The sequence below is a fragment of the Octadecabacter antarcticus 307 genome, assembly GCF_000155675.2.
GTDB classification, from domain to species: Bacteria; Pseudomonadota; Alphaproteobacteria; order Rhodobacterales; family Rhodobacteraceae; genus Octadecabacter; species Octadecabacter antarcticus.
On sequence record NC_020911.1, the window covers coordinates 3468617 to 3488092 of the forward strand.

Consider the following 19476-nt stretch of genomic DNA (forward strand, 5'->3'; position numbering starts at 1 on the left):
TTTGCTTGGAGAATATCTCAGGCTGGCCCCCTCCACGCCCGCCGCAGGCGCAAGGTAAACCATTTATGAGCCTCCCCCGCACACCCTCATTTGATCTCACAGGCAAACGCGCCCTCGTGACCGGCGCAACATCTGGCATCGGTGAAGGCTGCGCCGTGGCATTGGCCGAAGCAGGCGCGCATGTCACATTGGTTGCCAGAACAGCAACGAAACTAGACGCACAGGTCACAACGTTCGCGTCACATGGCTGGGATGCCAAGGCATTGCCGCTCAACATCGCGGACGTTGCCGCAACTGAAGCCGCGATAGCCGACGCTGGGCCGTTCGACATTCTGGTAAACGCGGCGGGCCTTGCCCGTCACGCCCCTGCCACCGAAACGGCCGAAACAGATTTCGATGCCGCCAGCGATCTTAACTTTAAGGCCGCATTCTTTCTGACCCGCGCTGTCGCCAAGGGGATGATTGCGAGCAGTAAATCCGGCTCCCTCATCAACATCTCCTCTCAGATGGGGCACGTCGGGGGCATCGACCGCGCGGTCTATGCAGCCACCAAACACGCCCTCGAAGGCATGACAAAATCTATGGCGATTGAATGGGGCCCTAACCAAATTCGTGTCAATACAATCTGCCCGACGTTCATCCGCACACCGCTCACTGAACAGACGTTCGCACACCCCGAACGTCGCGCCTGGATTGAGGAAAAAATCAAGCTCGGTCGCGTTGGCGAAGTCAGTGACATCATGGGCGCGGTCGCGTTCCTTGCATCAGACGCAGCGGCACTGATCACTGGCACATCGCTGTTGATTGACGGGGGGTGGACGGCAGACTGATGGGCCAAAAATTATCCACTAAAATTACCTCACTCGAAGTGGCAAAATTGGCTGGCGTCAGCCAATCGGCGGTCAGTCGCGTCTTTACCAAAGGCGCATCTGCCTCCGCCGCAACGGTGCAAAAAGTCAAAAAGGCCGCCGATAAACTGGGTTATCGGCCCAACGTGCTGGCCCGCGCCATGATTACCGGCAAAAGCCACATCATCGGGTTGGTCGTGGCCTATCTCGATAACCAGTTCTACCCCGAAGCCCTCGAACGCCTGTCCAACGCCCTACAGGCGAAGGGGTATCATATCCTAATTTTCACGGCCCCAAATTCTAGTGACGGTATCGAAAGCGTCGTGCGTGACTTGATGGATTACCAAGTTGACGGCATCATCGCCGCCTCGGTTTCGATGTCGTCCAGCCTTGCGGCGCTGTGTGCAAAGGCAGGCATCCCCGTCGTGCTCTTCAACCGCGGCCAACCGGGCAGCGGGCTGTCGGCGGTCACATCAGCCAATGTCAAAGGCGGCTACCGCGCGACGCAAGCGTTAATTGACGCAGGCCATAGCCGCATCGCCCATATCGCAGGCTGGAACGGATCGCTGACAGGGACAGATCGCCAGCAAGGGTTCGAAGATGCCATGGCCAACGCACAGCTGACACCATTTGCCATTGTGGACGGCATGTACAACCGTGACATCGCCGCCGCCGCTGCACGCCAATTGATGTCGGGCGCAACCAGTCCCGATGCGATCTTTGTTGGCAATGACCATATGGCCTTCGCCGTCATGGATACCATCCGCACCATGGGTTACGCGATCCCTAAAGACGTCAGTATCATTGGCTATGACGACGTGCCGCTTGCGGCGTGGGCGGCCTATGATCTCACCACGGTACGCCAACCGGTTAACCGCATGGTCGAAGCGACCATCACGACCCTGCTCAGCCAGATTGAGGGCACGGACACATACCTACAAACCATTGAAATCGACGGGCCGCTCATTCAACGCGGTTCCTCAAGACTGCCCAAAGGACAACTATAATGAAGGGTTTCTCAAACCGCTGGAAAGACTTCCCAGACTATATCATTGCCATCACCCGTGAGATTTGGGAGCAGCGTGGCGTCGGCACCCTGAACGACTATTACAGCGACGATATCGTCGTGCGGTCCCCGATGGGGATCCAGCGCGGCAACGTGGCGGTGATGGCCGCAACAATGGCAACGATCAACGAATTCCCAGACCGTGAATTGCTGGCCGATGACGTGATCTGGTCGGATGATCCTGAATTTGGCTTGCTGTCGTCACACCGCCTGAACACCCACGCCACCCACACGCGAGACGGGCAATTCGGCCCCGCAACGGGCAGAGCATGGAACGCGCGGGTGATTGCCGATTGCGCAGCCAAAGACGGAGTAATCTATGACGAATGGCTGATCCGCGATTACGGCGGCATCGTGCGCCAACTCGGGTTTGATCCCTCGGCATATGCAGCGGCACTGATCGACGCGGAAGGTGGGCCAAAAACCGCCTCGCGCCCCTTCACGCCAGACCAAGACATCGACGGCGGTTACAATTCTCGCGGCAATGACAACGCTTGGGGCCAGCGCTACGCTGACACCTTGCAACAGATCATGTCCTTGGACTTTCACGTCATCGCCAAAGATTATGACCGCGCCGTTGGCTGTCATTACGCAGGCGGAATTTCCGCCTATAGCCATGATACGGTTACTAAATTCTGGCTCGGCCTGCGGTCGTCGTTCCCCGACGCCAAGTTCAAAATCCACCACCAAATTGGCATGGATAGTGACATGCTTCCACCCCGCGCGTCGATCCGCTGGTCGCTTGACGGCACACACTCCGGCTGGGGGTCTTTCGGCAAACCAACAGGCGCGAACGTGCACGTCATGGGCATGTGTCACGCGGAATACGGCCCCTTCGTCAACAAAGACGGCCCGCAAGACGCCAGCATCCGGCGCGAATGCGCGCTCTATGATGAGGTCGCGATCTGGAAACAGATTTTGATGCAAAGTGGCCAGTGACGGATTTCCGTTTTTTTACCAAATGTCGAAAGACATGTCTTTCAACCGTGACGAACATGGGACACAGCGCCCGAAAGGAAACCACATGACTACTGCAGATATGGAACACCGCATCGTGCGCTACGGCGATCTGCAACCGTGCAAAACTGCCTTCATCGACGCCCACACACCGGGCAGTAACACGAAGGAAAACTTCACCATCATTGGGGGCGGCGTGTCGGAATCCCCAGATCAGCACGTCCACATTGCCATCTCCCACGGGTTCAACATTGGTGCGGCAGGCCAACCGCCTAAATGCCGAAACTCGCTGCATATCCACCGCACTGCCGAAGTATTTTTCGTCCTTTCGGGTCGCTGGCGTTTCTTTTGGGGCCGCTACGGTGACGCGGGTGAGGTGACGCTGGAAGAAGGTGACATCATCAACATCCCCACGGGCATTTTTCGCGGCTTTGAAAACATCTCCACCGATTACGGAATGATCATGGCGATCCTTGGTGGTGATGATGCGGGTGGCGGTGTTGTCTGGGCGCCGCAGGTCATCGAGGACGCGAAAGATCACGGGCTGGTGTTGGGTGACAATGGCAAACTTTATGACAGCAAATCGGGTGCCACTTTGCCCGATGGCGTCGCGCCGATGCCAGTCCTGAACGCCGAAGAACTCAAGGCATTCCCCGAACCAACAACCGCCGAAGTCGTCCCGCACTATGTTGCCCGATATTGGGACATGATGGCACTGGCCGATAGAACCCCAGCCAAAGTCATCGGGGAATCCGCCATGCTGCGTGACAAGCCGGGGTTTGAGGTCGATTTCATCACCCGCACAAGCGCGACCGCCGATATGCACAGCCACAAATTCCCGTCCGTCCTGATGCCCATGCGTGGTCATTGGCGCGTGACGTGGCAGGGCGGCTCAGCGACCCTCGCCCCCGGAGACACGATGTCGGTGCCTGAAAACCTCGCGCACTCAACCGTGCCATCAATGACGGGGGAATCCAGCCTTTACCGCGTCGTCGCGACCAGCGATCCAGCGGGCCTAACCTGGAAAGGTTAACGCCCGTCTTCTGCACACCTGTACATACAAGCTGTGTACAGGTGGTGTACGCAAAACATACCGCCTGAAAGGTCCCAAATGTCCAAGATCTTAACGTCCCACGTCGGCTCCCTTCCCCGCACCCAAGAGGTGGTGGATTTCATCTTCGCGCGCGAAAATAAAACGCCCTTTGAACAGGCTGATTTTGATGCCTGCATGACCCGCGCGGTCGGCGAAACCGTCGCCAAACAGGTGGCCGCTGGCGTCGATATTGTCAGCGACGGGGAGACCTCGAAAATCAGCTACGCCACCTACGTCAAAGACCGCTACACCGGATTTGACGGTGACAGCCCGCGAAATGCACCAGCCGATCTCAAACAGTTTCCAACCTACCTCAAACGCCTCGCAGATGACGGTGGAACACCGCAGTACGCACGCCCCATGTGCGTGGGTGCGGTCAAATCGAAGGGCCAAGGCGAGCTGGAAAAAGACATTGCCAATCTCAAGGCGGCGATGGGCGAACACGGGGTCGAACGCGGCTTTATGAACGCCGCCTCACCCGGTGTTATTTCGTTGTTTTTGCAAAATGATTTCTATGCAACGCGGGATGAATACCTTGCGGCGTTGGCAGACGCTATGCGGACCGAATATCGCACCATCGTGGACAGCGGCCTAATGCTGCAACTGGATTGCCCCGACCTCGCGCTGTCGCGCCACATGCTGTTCAACGATCTTTCCGACGACCAATTTCTCAAGGTCGCAGGCAGTCATGTCGAAGCCCTTAATCATGCGTTGGACGGCATAGACCCCGCCCGCGTCCGCGTCCACATTTGTTGGGGCAACTATGAAGGCCCGCACACCTGCGATATCCCGATGTCAAAGATGTTCGATACCCTCATGGCGACGCAGGCCGACCACCTGTTGTTCGAAACATCCAACCCGCGCCACGGCCACGAATGGGCGGTCTTCCGCGACCGTGCAGCGGATATCCCGGACACCAAAATTCTTGTCCCCGGTTGCGTCGATACGACCACCAACTTTGTCGAACATCCCGACCTCGTGCAACAACGCATCGAACGCTTCGTAGACATCGTCGGCTCCGATCGCGTCATCGCCGGAAGCGACTGCGGGTTTGGTACATTTGCAGGCTTTGGTGCCGTCGATCCAGAGATTGCCTATGCCAAGCTCAGCGCGCTATCCCAAGGTGCGTCACAGGTCAAATGACGCAGCCTAGTCCCCTTGTTTTACTGGCCGGAATGATGTGCGACGGGCGGCTTTTTAAACACATGCCCCCCCACATTTACCTCCCCATCACGGGCCATGACACCGTTGAAGCCATCGCCACGGATGTGTTGCAAAACGCCCCCGAAACCTTTGCGCTTGGGGGCTTATCTATGGGCGGCATCGTCGCGATGGAGGTCATCCGCCAAGCGCCTGATCGCATCACACACCTCGCGCTGATGGACACCAATTGTGAGGCCGAAAGCGATAGGGTCAAGGCGTTCCGCCAGCCACAAATTGAGCGTGCTCTTGGGGGCGGCCTGCAAAGCGTGATGCGCGATGAGATGAAGCCAAATTATCTCGCCGACGGGCCAAACCGTGCCAAGGTTTTGGACCTGTGCATGGACATGGCGATGATCCTTGGGCACGACGTTTTTGCGGCGCAATCAAACGCATTGCGCGATCGCCCGGATCAGAAAGACACGCTCAAAAATTGGTGCAAACCGACCCTAATCCTGTGCGGCGAGGATGACCGGATGTGCCCGCTGCATCGCCACACCCTGATGGCCGAACTGATGCCACAAGCGACGCTGACAGTGGTCCCGAACGCAGGCCACCTACCCCCCCTCGAACAACCTGACGTCACGCGTACCGCAATAGAACGCTGGCTTCATTGATTATCAATCGTTTCAAACGAGTGTTGTAGTGCATCGGGGACGAGGGCGCGGAACGGTGCTGTCAGACGAACGCGAACTCGTCTCAGTGTGGCTCTTAATACCAGAACTTACGTGGAACAAAGTTGGCGCCACTCAGCAAGAGCGGCGGCTATCCGGTAGGTGTCCAGCGGCTCATCACCCCAAGCTATCACTCTGGCTTCACAATATGAATCCCATCAATTCATTTTTGCAACAAACCCATGCTGTGGCACAAATTCTGACGCACCAATTAGCCAGCCACATTGGCTTTTTGTATAGGAGAAAGAGTTAGACGCCCGCCAGACGCACCAAGACGATTGCGGATGTGCCGATATGGACCAACGTCAGCACAACTGACGCACTATGCAGTACTTTAGACTGCCGCTTATGCCCTGCATCCGTTGCGGCATTGATCATTGGCATCAATATTTGGCGCGCAAAAACGGTGGATATGGCTATAAATAGCAACGCAGCACCTGACGTTAGATCGCCTGCAAACGCTGCCAATGCCGCTACAGTTGCTGTCACAAAGACAAAGGTGTAGAAATGAGGAAAGGCTTTTCGGATCAGTGGACTGGCGGTCTCTGCGGGTAGTGCAGTAAACAGGAACGCAGCAAAACCGAATGCGTATAACGTCATGCCACCAAACAAAAGTGCGGTGATGAGAAGAGCGAAAATCGTCATTTTGAGAACTCCGGTAGGCTGGCAAGGCCCATATAAATAATCGTTTTGAACGGCAACGGACCAAAAGTAAAATCACCACGACGATTGATGCCGCGTGGTCCCAACCCAGTTTGTGGACCAGAAACAAAGCCTGCCTTTGCAAGCGCATCACGCAGCTCTCTGGGCTTAATGAACATCTTGGGATCGTGCGTCCCCTGCGGCAAAAGACCAAGCACATCCTCGGCGACTGTGATGGTTGCCAACCGAGCGATGGGATTGCGGTTGATCGTATCGTACAAAAATAGCCCACCGGGTTTGAGCACCCGCGCAACTTCAGCCAAAACTTTGGTCAGATCAACGACATGTTCCAAAACATCAACGCAAACGACTGCATCGAAATGATCGTCCGGATAAGGCAGGTTCTCACCCACACCGATATCATATCGGATCACTTGATCCATCTGCTTTGCTCGTTTGGTCGCGACAGAAATGGCTTGCGCGGCGGGGTCAACCCCGGTGACATTTGCGCCTTTATCTGTCAGCGCCTCGGCCATGAACCCCCCGGCGCAGCCCAAATCAAGCACTGCTTTTGCCTCCCAATCGATGTGACGGCTGAACCACGCAAGCCTTGCAGGCACGAGATTTTTCAACGTTCGGACCCAGCGGATATCGTCTGACCACCAATCAGCAGCAACGTCATCGTAGATATCAAGGTTATTGCGCTGCTTATTCGTCATGATGCTTTACTCTGCGTAGGGTTGGGAATGCGTAAGGGACGCGGTGTTTGTAGGCCGCAAAACGATCGCCATAGCGTCGCGCGAACCGGCGTTCTTTCAATGTCGGTGCGACAAGACAGTAAAGTGTCAATCCCAATGCCAAGCCCAGTTGGTCGGGGGTCCACACCGGTACAGTCCATGTGGTCAACGCGAAGGCCACATAGATTGGCTGGCGGATTACGCGGAACAGACCACGGGTAGGCATATCGGGGAACACAGGCCGGATCTTTTGCATCAATGACATCCACCCTAACGCCCCCGATTGCACCTCGGCACCCGCATCGAAGCTGGCCCAGATCAGCAGGAGCCATGACAGAGTATAAATCGCACAGATCAGCACCAAACCGGTTCCCTCTGCGCGCCACCAAATGATCCCGCTTGGTGTCCAAAAAGCGAAAATCGCCAATAGTTGGATCGATGCAATGATAGCGTAAGTCGTGGTCAACAGTGTTTTCCCGTGCCCCATCGGTGCCAGCTTTGCAAGAAACCTGCTGCCATGAGATGATAGCAGCAACGAATGAACGGCAGGAAACTGCACGATCAACGCAATATTGGCGAGGACTGACCATGGCGCGGGGACACGGCCAAAGCTCTCACTCATCCCAAAGAACATCGCAGACATCATGGCCAGCACGGCAAGGCCGAACACGATATGACACAGTAGACCGTAGGCAAGCGCCAAAGCGATACGCGCGGCCCCCGGCGGTGGGCGCAGTGTCCCAAGGGCAAGTGTCCAAAGGCGGTTGAGAGGCGATGCCGGGGTTACGTTCATAAAGTCAAAAGTAGCGTTGAAAGGACTGTTAGAGGTGGGCAAGGACCTGCCTTATCGCCGTCGTCTGAAAACAGATCGACCGCTTCTCTTCATCCGTCCAAACCTGCGATGCCCCCAATCAGGATCGCCAGTATTTCGACTTCAGTGAGCGTGATTATGTCCATGACTGTCTAGCGCACCGGTATCTTCCCCAGACCGCAATTCCTGCCATGACTGAACCAGAATGAGCTGGGCGGACCGCAAGAAAAGCCCTGCCATGAATATCGCGACCACAAGGTCAGGCCATGCAGTGGCTGTCAGCCATACCGCCACACTCGCGATCAAGACAGCGACGTTGCCAATGGCATCATTGCGTGAACACAGCCAAACAGACCGGACATTTGCATCACCGTCTTTGTAGCGCATGAGCAGCAAGACACTGGCCACGTTTGCTGCAAAGGCGAGAAGGCCGATCAAACCCATAATCTCGGCCTTAGGCATTTCAAGAATAAGAAACTGGTAGACCGTTGAGCCAAAGACCCACAGCCCCATAAACAGCAAACTCAGACCCTTGAGCAGAGCAGCGATTGAACGGACCTTGAGACTCATACCGATGACGGCAAGGCTTAGACCATAGGTCAGCGCGTCACCTAGAAAGTCGAGGGCATCCGCCTGCAATGCCTGTGAACCCGCAAGCTTACCTGCGGACATTTCTACCACGAACATTACGGCGTTGATGAATATGACGACCCATAACACGCGCTTGTAGACTGGATCGACACCATCAAATTTTGGGTTGCCAGAGCATCCGCAGGCAGTGCCGGCCTTTTGGGCAGGCGATGTGGTTTTTTCATTTGTATTGCTCATTTGCAGACTTCCAAATTTGATTCTGCACAAATATAAAGCCTCTAGTAGCTATAGCTTCAAGGATTATTTTTGATGTTCTCAATCGGCCAACTTTCCAAGCGCACAGGCGTGAAAATTCCAACGATCCGTTACTATGAGCAGATGGGCTTGATTGATGCGCCAGAACGCTCAGAAGGCAATCAACGTCGATACACAAAGGACGGATTGGGACGTCTCTCATTTATCCGGCATTCCCGTGATCTGGGGTTCTCTGTCGAAGACATCAGGGGGTTGCTGGATTTAAGTCAGCATCCTGAAAAGCCATGCCAAGATGCGCACAGCATTGCCACTCAGCACCTCAAAGATGTGCAGACTAGAATTGCAAAGCTGCGGCGGTTGGAGCGTGAGCTGAAGCGCATCACCAAGTGCGACGCCGATAATGTAGCAGACTGCGCTGTTATCGAAACGCTTGCCGACCACGGGCTTTGTGAGACCGAACACTAGTGGATAAGTGAAGAATAGTTTTCCCAAAACGTTCTCTTCCGGAACATGCGCAAACAACCTCTTTTGCCGCTACCAAAATCCCCATTCGAAACCAAAATGATTACTAAAGGTTTTTCTATATCCCACGATAGCTGATGGGGTGGATGGCACCTACCAACGCAAGCGGCTTGAGAAGGCTTATCCCTTTTAGTCCGGTTGCCCCACATGTTGACGCGGCGCAGAACCTCGCCCTTGTGGCTTGAGAGGCGGATCGGATCAGTTTGTAACATCTGGTGGGTTTATGGGGCGTGGCTTTTGCCGTGAACAAGGGCCTTCAGGCGCGCTGTTCAACAAAATCACGATATGTCGCTGGGCCAATACCAACACCGATCCCCAGCAGCGTGTCGAAGGCGCTTCGCATGTGTCGCCGTCGGTTCCAGCGGAACACAAATTCGTCGAGATAGCGTTGCAGATGGCATTTTCTGAGGCCGTGGAAGACGCCTTTTGCCCACGTTTTTAGGTTGGAGAACACGCGGTGGACCCAGTGGAGTATGTCATGTGCCTTCTTGCCGCTGACGACCTTCGCCTCATGCGTGTTTGCAGGGGGATTTTCGTAACCTAGCCAGCCATCCGTGATGACGTGAGCGCCAGGCTCTACAGCCTGACCAATGAACCCGTGTAGCGTCTTTGATGCGCCGTCGGGAATGTGTTTCATCCTGATACGGCGCGGATGTCCGTCTCTTGATAACTCGACGGCGCAGACGACAAACATCTTTCCGACCGGGCTCCGCCCACCCTTTGGCCGGTCCTCGGGATCATGCCGGGACCGGAACGGAATCTCTGTTTCATCGATCTCGACAAGGTCTTTCAGGGGGTTGCGGTCAGGGTTGACCATCGACCGCCGCAGCTTTTGCAAGAGGAGCCACGCCGTCTTGTAGCTGCCAAGGCCAAGTTGCGCCTGAAGTTGCAGCGCTGACATGCCGTTGGAATGGCTGGTGATGATGTGCGCGGCAAGAAACCAAATTCGCAACGGCAAATGGCTGCTGTGCATCACCGTGCCAGCCGTCACGGATGTCTGCCGTGCGCAACCGGCACATTCCCAAGTCGCGCGATTTCGCTTTAACGGCCAGCCCTTGCAGGTGCCACAGGAAGGACACACAAAGCCCTCAGGCCAACGATGTTCCGCCAGATAATGCGAACACGCTTCCTCATCAGAAAACCTGGCGTCGAACGCCGGGCGGGACATGGGTTTGTCGTTTTTCCATCTGGCTGGCATGGGTAGAACAATACAAGAACATTGTAGATTGGCAAGCCGCTTCACACTACATCAGGTGCCGCCGGAGCAAAGGGGATAAGCCTTCGGCTTGAGATTGAGTGGTGCGAGAACCAAGCGGACCAGCATTTCATAGCAAAATTTGCGCACCTGCTCTAATTTCGAACCCCTCGGAGGCATTTCTCGTTGAATGATTGTTGGATCAACGACACAAATGAACTCCTGCTCGGAACGCTCTTTTGTGAGGTGTCAAAAGCACTGTAAGGCCGCTATCCCGTTCAAGGAACAGAAGTCAAAAAAATCAAAGGATGAATTTGTGACAGGAAATAGCGGTGGTGAGGGCTGGATAGTAGTGTTCGTTGTTGTTGGCCTCATTTACCTTCTGTTCAAAGGCTTGGAAGGTGACTTTTCTACGATTGCAATCGTTGTTGGAGTTTTGTTGGCGGTTGTTGCGTTGGGTGGGTATTATTCAGGGGGAAGTGAGAAAGCGCGCACGAAAGAAGCACATCGACAAATTAGAACGATCACCCAGAAGCACCAAGATGCCCTTGGTAAAATTTACCGCCAGAAAGTTTACGAAGGTCACTACGGTGAAAAAAAGTATGAGGCATTCGACAAGGAAGTCCTTTATTTCTATCAGAATATCATGCTCCCTGAGCTTAGCATTTCTGATGACCTGTTACTGGGACCCGAACTCTATGAATATGTCGTTGCCCAAGTCTACACGACAGCAGAGTCAGCTTTTCCGGGCGTTTCACTTGATACTATCCCCCACGACCCAATCGAATTTGAGCATTGGACTGCGAGCATGCTAAACATGCACGGCTGGGACGCTCAGGCAACCCAAGGAAGTGGCGATCAAGGTTCAGATGTTGTGGCCATTTATGGAAGCCACAAATGTATAATTCAATGCAAGTTGTATAAGAGCCCCGTCGGGAACAAGGCTGTGCAAGAAGTTAATGCTGCGAAGACGTTTTTTGATGGTGACAGCGCTGTAGTGGTTGGGAGGAGTGGGTATACACGATCCGCGAGGCAATTGGCCGAAAAGAATGGAGTTCGTCTCATTGATGTTTCTGAGCTTCCAAACCTATCAAATGCTCTGGGGCTACCAATCGTTGCCTAAACTGTCCGAGTTGCAAAAGTGGTCGGAGACGTCGGAACAGTCGGAACAAAATGAAAAACATCAAGACATCAGCCATTGTTCCGACCGATCCGACCGTTCCGACGTCGTCATTGCCTGTGCACTTTGCGGTATTTGACACTTTGAGCTCAAGCCAAAGATCCGGCTACCCTCGTGCGCAATCACGACTGCAGATCTTTAATTCCCGCCCTGTCAGTGTCAGTCGCAATGTTTGAATGGCTGCCAATGTCGGAGTTGGCACTTGATCATAGCTAAGCAGGCGCAGAAACTCGATCCAGGCGACCTCGTTGTCACTCAATTGGTGCATGGTGGGTTTTGCATGTCTGTGCATTGTCAGATCCTATTTTCCAAATATCGATAGAATGGTTGAGCGCGCACGCGTTGTAACTGCTGGGTCGCTGTTATCAGACGCCTCCCGTAGTAATGTGAGCCAACCGACCTCATGTTGTGAAACTACGGTGCCGAGCACCTCGTCATAAACACGAAGCATCGTCTCGTTTCCGTGCTGGGCCAGTGCCAGCCTGAGCATATATTTTGAATCAACCTCTAACGCGGCGGCAAGCGTTGCTACACGGTCAATTGGCAGCTTGCTGTGGCCTTGCTTAAGCATTGTTAGCATATTTGGATTTGTGAAACCCGCGGCGGTCGCAATCTCTCTTTGCGTCTTTTTATAGCGCAGTTCAAGAATGCGCCGGTCGATATAGACCGCAAGGCTGGAAGCTGCATGTGGGCCGAGTTTATTTGCCATAATCTTGTCGCTCCTGATGCTGACGTTGTGCTTACAAGAGTATTTATAGCGAAATTATAATGGGTTTCGCTTGGGTGTCAGTGGGTTGTCACCCCAACCGCAGCCGTGTGTTACGTATGATTTCAGCCCGCAAACGCAGTGCCGTCTAATTGGTGAACTCGACAGCGACTCTCACGGCACACCCTGTGCGTGTCCGGTCATTAGAACCTGGGTGGTGGTGCCACCAAATACCCAAGAGCCGCCCTGGCGGCCCCCTCAGGGCCTCTACGAGGACACTGTTGGCTTAGCTGATAATTAGTTCATCCATTGGTTCTGCATCCAAAGCAATCTGCTCCAGAGCAGCTTTACGAACGGGCCGCAAAGCACCCACGGTCCAGTCTATTGATTTTCCAGTTCGTTCACTTTTGAGATTCTTTATATCCGCAGCATGCAATTTCTGGATGAGTTGATTTAGGGTGAGATCACAAAAATCAGGATGCTGATTGAGAAACTGCTGAACCTTCCGAACCCGGCGATGGGCTCTATCCTGATTACCAAGTGCGCCCGCTCGAGTATTCTTTGGTTTAAACGCCTTCGATTTAGGTTTCTTGGCTGAAACTCCATTCCGCAGACGACTTTGCTTCCCATCAATGCGAAGTTGCTCGAGTTGCTCTTCAGCTTTCTGGACGAGTTCACAAAGGCGCTTTTTCGTAACACGACCTTCACCAACAACGAAGACCGGCGTCTTTCGCAAATCAATAAGATTGAGGTCTTTTACGCTCCGGCTGAGACGACTTGCATCTCGCACAAGGATCGGAAGACAGCGCTCCCGCGCCTCCTTCACAGTCAGCCTGAAATTCTGCCGTTCTGTCGACGTGCCGTGACCTTTTTCAACGCAAGGATACGGGATTTCGACAGTCGTTCCAAAAACCGTCGCATACTCATCAAGAAGCACCTTCTGTTGAGCGAGACTTTCTCCTTCATATGCTTGCTTGTCAGAGGAGACACGAACGAAGCCTATGAACCCAACTGCGTGCTTATGAACCATGTATCTACACCCTGTTTGACAGCTATACGAACTTGTCATCTACCTACACATGAAATGAGGTAAATGTCCATTGAGATCATACGTTTGTGCAAAGGACGTGGGGGTGTTGAAGGCGTGTGCATGAAACTCTGTTTTGGAGCTTAAAGCTGCAAATTGAACGGCCAAAAAAATTGCTTTGATCTTCAGATCAACGTGTGTCTGTTTTTGAAGATACCGAGTGGGATACGGCACAATCAGAGCAGATTTACAGCGAGGTTTCTTAGGGTGCAGCGACGTCTTCAGTGCCATAATTTTTGACCATTTCTTGGCCGGAAACGCGCTTAAACTGTCCGAGTTGCGTAAATGGTCGGAAACGTCGGAACAGTCGGAACAACATGAAAAAAACTGTGGTTAAGGGCACAACACACATTAATCCAAGCAAGTTTCGGCGCGCGCAGGTGGCACCCTCACGGCTCACCATTACGTTCTTACAGGCACAGTCAATATCGTTAGATCAACACACTGCACATGATCCGCGCACTCATTCAGTCAGGCCGTGAACTTATTGGTATATGTAGAATAACGATACACAAATTGGTCCTGAGCATGCTTCCTCGCAACATCACAATCGAAAGACTGCAAGAGGCGCGCATCAAGGTTGCGCAGCTGGTGTTGATTGATCGCGTCTATCTGCCGATCTTCGAACGATTGGAAAATGAGATTGCAACGCGGCATCATGAAGATGATCTTGTTGCGCGCGCCACGGCCATTGTAAATGGTTAGAGCGCCACCTTCGACACCACCTTCAGCATATGCTCCAGTGTAGCCCCTGCCCCATATCGCTCACGTTTTAACGCATGACCTAACAGATCGCGCCGGATACGCTCATCAACGCCAGCGGCTAATAACCGATCCTCGAAACTGTGCCGCAGGCTGTAGAGCGTATGCTCTGGCGTCTCGGTCAGGGCATTCTCGCGCAAAAACTTGTTCACCGTCGCAGACAGACTCGCGGATGACCCCCGATAGCGCGGGAAGCCGTCTGGGAGGCTCCGCAAAGCATCAAGTGACACGCCGGCCAAAGGGATAAAACGTCGCGCATTGGGGCTCTTAAGCTGGCGTCCTATTGGCTCAATAGAGATGTGTGGAACCGCACAGTCCAGCTTGATACAGTCGGAAGTCAAAGCCGCCAATTCCGAAGGCCGCGCACCGGTGTTTACCATCGCCAGCAAGATCGACCTCGCCTCAGGGTTCAATCCAGCCAAGGCGTCCCGTGCCAGTAGTTTTTCTTTGATCCACTTTGCCGTGAATGGTGGACGCGTTCCTGCCTCACCATTCCTGAACGACAGGTTAGATAACGGCAAAACTAGCCCTAGCCGCTTCATACGGTTCACTGTTTTCAGAACATCGCCAAAGTGTATCAAATCCTTATTAGCGGCATTGGTGCTAACCTCACCAGCGGCTATCCGCTCCATCCACCAGCCACGAAAATCAAGCATATCGTCGCCGGTAATTTCATTAATCGCCTTGTCACTTACAACAGATATGAAACTGCTTACCGCCTTGATCCTTGGATTTTTCCAGCGTCGCAACTGATCAGCAGATTTTCCCAACGTCTTGTCCGCTGCAAGGGTCCAATATAATTCAAGCGCAGCGCTGACCGTGATTGCGACACCAGACGCACCACCGAGAACGGCAGCGGCCTCAATACGATCCGGAATACCAGCATTTATCGGAATAGCCTCAACTCGGCTCAAGAAATCCTCAATCGGCAGATCGGCAACCCTGCCGACATCCATATATCGGAACCCGCGCACAGCGGCCAATTCCCGAGCTGCGTCAAAGCGTTTTAGTGCATCGGTTTGATCACCAGCCAACCGAGCCTCCCAAGCCTCTACCAATTGCGCCCAAGCACCAGTTGCCTTGTTCTGAGCTAGTGACTTCGAATCTGTATGCAGAGACAGCCAAACAAATGTTCGGCTTTCAACAGAGGCGTAGCGCCTAGGCACCCGCTTATAGAGCTGGAAAGAATTACCGCGCATTTTGATCATGACAAGCTCCCTAGCTTACTTGCCATGTATATCTAAATGTAGTGCGTAATGTATAGCAATAATTACGAGCGTCGAGCCCCTTAATTTAGAAATTATACAATAAGTTAACGATCACAGCTGCTTAAATCTTAACAGACACAATGTAACTGGCGGAGGCTCAGTCCGTATAAGTAATGCTCCACTACCATCTATAAACGTCTTATATATATCTGTTTATAGTAGGTAAATATAATTTAGCTTCCAGCTTATTCCTTTGCAAGCGTCTATCTTCCATGATATTTATGGGGACGAAAATGGGGACTTTTTAAAGGTAGAGTAACATGGCTGACAAAAAGAGCTTAACAGCGAACTTCATAAAGACAGTTAAAAAACCAGGCCGATACTACGACACCAACAGCACTGGCCTGCACCTTTACGTAAGAAAGACAGGTTCAAAATCTTGGGTTCAGCGGCTTACAGTTAATGGCAAAATTATCGACATTGGGCTTGGCAGCTCAGTCAAACTATTACTTTTGGAAGCCCGCACGGAATCATTGAAAAACTCAAAGCTTGCGAGCGAAGGCATCGACCCCCGCCAAACCAAGGTTAAGGGGACTGCTATCCCCACATTTCGTCAGGTTACGGACAGCTTTATCGAAAAGAAAAAAGGAGAATTAAGCAACGCAAAGCATCTTGCACAATGGAGGTCCACGCTCTCGAGTTATGCGCACCCAACAATGGGTAACCTACCTGTAAATGAAGTCACGATAGATCATATCTTCATGGCTTTGAAGCCAATTTGGCTGTCTAAAAATGAAACGGCACAAAGAACTCGTGGACGTATCGAAGGCGTTTTGAACTTCGCCACCACCAAAGGTTATAGGACAGGCTCAAATCCTGCGATCTGGAGAGGAAACCTCGAAAACCTATTGCCAAAGCCATCTAAAGTGCAAAATCGAAAAAAGATGCCAGCTTTACAGTTACTGGATATGCCTCGATGGTGGGCAGAATTAAAGCAACGTGATGGTACCGGTGCTAAAGCACTAATGTTTCTCACTTTAGTTGGATCGCGTTCTGGTGAAATCAGAGGAATGCGACATGGAGAAGTTGAATTTTTCACAAATGATGATGCTGCTGAAAAAGGGTATCTTGGATTGTGGACAATACCTGCATCGAGAATGAAAGCTAAAGTCGAACACTGCATACCAATAATTAGACCAGTTTATGAATTTTTAAGTGAAATTCCTCATCTAAGCGATTTTGTTTTTCCTTCGTCAAAAGGTGGAGAACTATCCGATATGACATTGTCTGCATTGATGAAGCGAATGCATAAAAGTGATAAAACTGGCTATTTTGATAAAAAAAGTGGTCAAATCGCTGTCCCACACGGCATTCGGTCTACATTTCGGGATTGGGCAGGAGAAAATGAACAACCCAGAGATGCTACTGAACTACAATTGGCACACAGGATTGGTAACAAGGTGGAACAAGCTTATTTTCGGGCTGATCTACTTAAAATTAGGGCTAAAATATTGATGGATTGGTATAAGTTCTTAGAAGGTCACAAATAAATTAAAATCACTGCAGATCAGCTGATTGATCGAAGGTCAAAAAAACGGATTAAAGCCTGCAACGGCTCGATGTCTGAACCATTCACAGTTCTCTTTGGAAGTTACGCTATTAATTTTGATGCTTCCGCACAAGTTTCTTGATGGTCATGGCCTCTTCATATGAACTGGTTGGATTAGACCATTTTCCGCTTATATCTGTGGCTTTCTGGGTATGTGCTTTTTGTGTATAAGCAGCTGCTGCTTTTAAGGCACGATAGACGCTGACCCTACTGATACCCATCTGGTTTGCGATCTTAGTGGGTCCAAGACCTTGAGCATGTAAGGCCATGATTTTGTCAGCATCGATGGATGCACGACGACCCCTGTAGATACCTTTTACTTTGGCCTTAGCGATGCCTTCAGCTTGTCGTTTTTTGATGAGTGTTCTTTCGAACTCCGCAAAAGCCCCCATCAAGTGTAGCTGTAGCTTCGCGAAGGGATCATTGGATGTTACTGAGAATTTTAAATTTTCAGACAGGAATGTGATGGATACGTTTTTGTCATTCAGTGTTTGAATGATAGTTTGAAGATCACGAAGGTCACGCGCCATACGGTCAATAGACCATACGATAACCTCATCTCCATCACGCGCAAAATTGATCATGCTTTGTAGTTCTGGTCGATCTTTAGCAGTTGCTGCAGATAGCTTCTCTTCGAATATTTTGTCGATGTTGCCTAAATCCTGACGGTCAAGATTCTGATCAACGGTAGAAACACGGCGGTAGCCTATCTTCATGTGTATTCCTTAGTTGTTTCATTTGGGTTTAAACCTCATGGTATATTGTAACAATATATAAAAAATTTACCCTAATGATACAATCATGTGTGACATTGATTTTGGATCATTAGCGTAAACTCATTTGTCACAAGGCAGAGAAGCTTCATAAAGTTGACAATCTTGAATACTGCCGATTTGTGGTGGTTTGTCGTTATCCCAGTTTTTACGATTGCTGCACTTTACCCCTTGGCCGACACCAATATTCCAAATCAGGTAACGACACCCTTTGCACTGCTTGATCAGCATGAATTTCTCATTTTTGATTTGTCGACCATTTTTACGACCTTTGCACTTTTCAAGTGTGTAGCGGGCTGCGTGTAACAAATCAGGTTGCTCATCATCAAATATTCACCAAACCTCAGACTCACCCACGATATCATATCGTGACCTGTAATGCCGCTCATCGACTTGAAGGTGTGTTATTCTCAAGAAAACCCAGTTGATCATCAGTTTTTTTGAGGATTTGTTTCATATGTTTCCAAAAGGCTTATCCCTTTTAGTCCGGTTGCCCCACATGTTGACGCGGCGCAGAACCTCGCCCTTGTGGCTTGAGAGGCGGATCGGATCAGTTTGTAACATCTGGTGGGTTTATGGGGCGTGGCTTTTGCCGTGAACAAGGGCCTTCAGGCGCGCTGTTCAACAAAATCACGATATGTCGCTGGGCCAATACCAACACCGATCCCCAGCAGCGTGTCGAAGGCGCTTCGCATGTGTCGCCGTCGGTTCCAGCGGAACACAAATTCGTCGAGATAGCGTTGCAGATGGCATTTTCTGAGGCCGTGGAAGACGCCTTTTGCCCACGTTTTTAGGTTGGAGAACACGCGGTGGACCCAGTGGAGTATGTCATGTGCCTTCTTGCCGCTGACGACCTTCGCCTCATGCGTGTTTGCAGGGGGATTTTCGTAACCTAGCCAGCCATCCGTGATGACGTGAGCGCCAGGCTCTACAGCCTGACCAATGAACCCGTGTAGCGTCTTTGATGCGCCGTCGGGAATGTGTTTCATCCTGATACGGCGCGGATGTCCGTCTCTTGATAACTCGACGGCGCAGACGACAAACATCTTTCCGACCGGGCTCCGCCCACCCTTTGGCCGGTCCTCGGGATCATGCCGGGACCGGAACGGAATCTCTGTTTCATCGATCTCGACAAGGTCTTTCAGGGGGTTGCGGTCAGGGTTGACCATCGACCGCCGCAGCTTTTGCAAGAGGAGCCACGCCGTCTTGTAGCTGCCAAGGCCAAGTTGCGCCTGAAGTTGCAGCGCTGACATGCCGTTGGAATGGCTGGTGATGATGTGCGCGGCAAGAAACCAAATTCGCAACGGCAAATGGCTGCTGTGCATCACCGTGCCAGCCGTCACGGATGTCTGCCGTGCGCAACCGGCACATTCCCAAGTCGCGCGATTTCGCTTTAACGGCCAGCCCTTGCAGGTGCCACAGGAAGGACACACAAAGCCCTCAGGCCAACGATGTTCCGCCAGATAATGCGAACACGCTTCCTCATCAGAAAACCTGGCGTCGAACGCCGGGCGGGACATGGGTTTGTCGTTTTTCCATCTGGCTGGCATGGGTAGAACA

Annotated in this window: 21 protein-coding genes; 10 read left to right on the top strand and 11 right to left on the bottom strand. The window is 52.2% G+C overall.

Features of this window, described 5'->3' with window-relative positions:
- Positions 1 to 65 precede the first annotated feature (65 nt).
- The 6 genes from OAN307_RS17730 (at position 66) to OAN307_RS17755 (ending at position 5781) form a co-directional block, all read left to right on the top strand.
- On the top strand, positions 66 to 830 hold the full coding sequence (locus OAN307_RS17730) for an SDR family NAD(P)-dependent oxidoreductase (protein WP_015500966.1): 765 nt from the start codon (positions 66 to 68) through the stop codon (positions 828 to 830).
- Complete coding sequence (locus tag OAN307_RS17735) at positions 830 to 1855, top strand: LacI family DNA-binding transcriptional regulator (protein WP_044043978.1); 1026 nt, start codon at positions 830 to 832, stop codon at positions 1853 to 1855. Before OAN307_RS17730 ends, OAN307_RS17735 begins: the two co-directional genes overlap by 1 nt.
- Positions 1855 to 2853 carry a nuclear transport factor 2 family protein gene (locus OAN307_RS17740; protein WP_015500968.1) on the top strand — a complete coding sequence of 333 codons (999 nt, stop codon included), beginning with the start codon at positions 1855 to 1857 and terminating at the stop codon, positions 2851 to 2853. Before OAN307_RS17735 ends, OAN307_RS17740 begins: the two co-directional genes overlap by 1 nt.
- Before the next feature lie 85 nt (positions 2854 to 2938).
- Entirely contained in the window at positions 2939 to 3904 is a 966-nt protein-coding gene (locus OAN307_RS17745; protein ID WP_044044935.1) for a cupin domain-containing protein, read from the top strand.
- A gap of 78 nt (positions 3905 to 3982) precedes the next feature.
- Positions 3983 to 5107, top strand: a complete 1125-nt coding sequence (locus OAN307_RS17750) for a cobalamin-independent methionine synthase II family protein (protein ID WP_015500970.1) — start codon at positions 3983 to 3985, stop codon at positions 5105 to 5107.
- Positions 5104 to 5781: an alpha/beta fold hydrolase gene (locus OAN307_RS17755; protein WP_051068054.1), complete on the top strand. Its 678-nt coding sequence runs from the start codon at positions 5104 to 5106 to the stop codon at positions 5779 to 5781. Before OAN307_RS17750 ends, OAN307_RS17755 begins: the two co-directional genes overlap by 4 nt.
- Before the next feature lie 306 nt (positions 5782 to 6087).
- Here the strand turns inward: OAN307_RS17755 and OAN307_RS17760 are convergent, their stop codons facing one another.
- The 4 genes from OAN307_RS17760 to OAN307_RS17775 all read right to left on the bottom strand — a co-directional run bounded on the left by OAN307_RS17760 (position 6088) and on the right by OAN307_RS17775 (position 8856).
- On the bottom strand, positions 6088 to 6483 hold the full coding sequence (locus OAN307_RS17760) for a DUF4149 domain-containing protein (protein WP_015500972.1): 396 nt from the start codon (positions 6481 to 6483) through the stop codon (positions 6088 to 6090).
- Positions 6480 to 7199: a bifunctional 2-polyprenyl-6-hydroxyphenol methylase/3-demethylubiquinol 3-O-methyltransferase UbiG gene (gene ubiG / locus OAN307_RS17765; RefSeq protein WP_015500973.1), complete on the bottom strand. Its 720-nt coding sequence runs from the start codon at positions 7197 to 7199 to the stop codon at positions 6480 to 6482. Before ubiG ends, OAN307_RS17760 begins: the two co-directional genes overlap by 4 nt.
- Entirely contained in the window at positions 7189 to 8010 is an 822-nt protein-coding gene (locus OAN307_RS17770) for a methyltransferase family protein (RefSeq protein WP_015500974.1), read from the bottom strand. The genes ubiG and OAN307_RS17770 overlap by 11 nt, the downstream gene beginning before the upstream one ends.
- Positions 8011 to 8151: 141 nt before the next feature.
- Complete coding sequence (locus OAN307_RS17775) at positions 8152 to 8856, bottom strand: cation transporter (protein ID WP_015500975.1); 705 nt, start codon at positions 8854 to 8856, stop codon at positions 8152 to 8154.
- Positions 8857 to 8928: 72 nt separating this feature from the next.
- Between OAN307_RS17775 and OAN307_RS17780 the strand changes: the two genes are divergently transcribed.
- A complete protein-coding gene (locus tag OAN307_RS17780; RefSeq protein WP_015500976.1) occupies positions 8929 to 9339 on the top strand; it encodes a MerR family transcriptional regulator in 411 nt (136 codons plus the stop codon).
- 313 nt (positions 9340 to 9652) lie between these two features.
- Here the strand turns inward: OAN307_RS17780 and OAN307_RS17785 are convergent, their stop codons facing one another.
- Positions 9653 to 10594 carry an IS1595-like element ISOan10 family transposase gene (locus OAN307_RS17785; protein WP_015498511.1) on the bottom strand — a complete coding sequence of 314 codons (942 nt, stop codon included), beginning with the start codon at positions 10592 to 10594 and terminating at the stop codon, positions 9653 to 9655.
- A 313-nt stretch (positions 10595 to 10907) separates the two neighbouring features.
- On the opposite strand from OAN307_RS17785, the gene OAN307_RS17790 reads away from it, so the two are divergent.
- Positions 10908 to 11714 (top strand): restriction endonuclease, encoded by an 807-nt coding sequence (locus OAN307_RS17790; protein ID WP_015500977.1) that lies wholly within the window; start codon positions 10908 to 10910, stop codon positions 11712 to 11714.
- Between the two features lie 358 nt (positions 11715 to 12072).
- On the opposite strand, the gene OAN307_RS17795 is transcribed toward OAN307_RS17790, so the two are convergent.
- Positions 12073 to 12480: a helix-turn-helix transcriptional regulator gene (locus tag OAN307_RS17795; protein ID WP_015500979.1), complete on the bottom strand. Its 408-nt coding sequence runs from the start codon at positions 12478 to 12480 to the stop codon at positions 12073 to 12075.
- A 283-nt stretch (positions 12481 to 12763) separates the two neighbouring features.
- A complete protein-coding gene (locus OAN307_RS17800; RefSeq protein ID WP_015500980.1) occupies positions 12764 to 13507 on the bottom strand; it encodes a recombinase family protein in 744 nt (247 codons plus the stop codon).
- A gap of 585 nt (positions 13508 to 14092) precedes the next feature.
- Here OAN307_RS17800 and OAN307_RS29120 point away from each other — a divergent pair.
- Entirely contained in the window at positions 14093 to 14269 is a 177-nt protein-coding gene (locus OAN307_RS29120; RefSeq protein WP_187292489.1) for a hypothetical protein, read from the top strand.
- On the opposite strand, the gene OAN307_RS17810 is transcribed toward OAN307_RS29120, so the two are convergent.
- Positions 14266 to 15534, bottom strand: a complete 1269-nt coding sequence (locus OAN307_RS17810) for a site-specific integrase (protein WP_015500982.1) — start codon at positions 15532 to 15534, stop codon at positions 14266 to 14268. The two genes, OAN307_RS29120 and OAN307_RS17810, sit on opposite strands and share 4 nt — an antisense overlap.
- 320 nt (positions 15535 to 15854) lie before the next feature.
- Between OAN307_RS17810 and OAN307_RS17815 the strand changes: the two genes are divergently transcribed.
- Entirely contained in the window at positions 15855 to 17084 is a 1230-nt protein-coding gene (locus tag OAN307_RS17815) for a tyrosine-type recombinase/integrase (protein WP_015500983.1), read from the top strand.
- Positions 17085 to 17193: 109 nt separating this feature from the next.
- Here the strand turns inward: OAN307_RS17815 and OAN307_RS17820 are convergent, their stop codons facing one another.
- From OAN307_RS17820 to OAN307_RS17830, 3 genes are all read right to left on the bottom strand, one after another.
- Positions 17194 to 17859 (bottom strand): recombinase family protein, encoded by a 666-nt coding sequence (locus OAN307_RS17820; RefSeq protein WP_015500984.1) that lies wholly within the window; start codon positions 17857 to 17859, stop codon positions 17194 to 17196.
- 120 nt (positions 17860 to 17979) lie between these two features.
- Positions 17980 to 18225 (bottom strand): hypothetical protein, encoded by a 246-nt coding sequence (locus OAN307_RS28335; protein WP_144055623.1) that lies wholly within the window; start codon positions 18223 to 18225, stop codon positions 17980 to 17982.
- A 299-nt stretch (positions 18226 to 18524) separates the two neighbouring features.
- Positions 18525 to 19466: an IS1595-like element ISOan10 family transposase gene (locus tag OAN307_RS17830; protein WP_015498511.1), complete on the bottom strand. Its 942-nt coding sequence runs from the start codon at positions 19464 to 19466 to the stop codon at positions 18525 to 18527.
- Between the last annotated feature and the right edge of the window lie 10 nt (positions 19467 to 19476).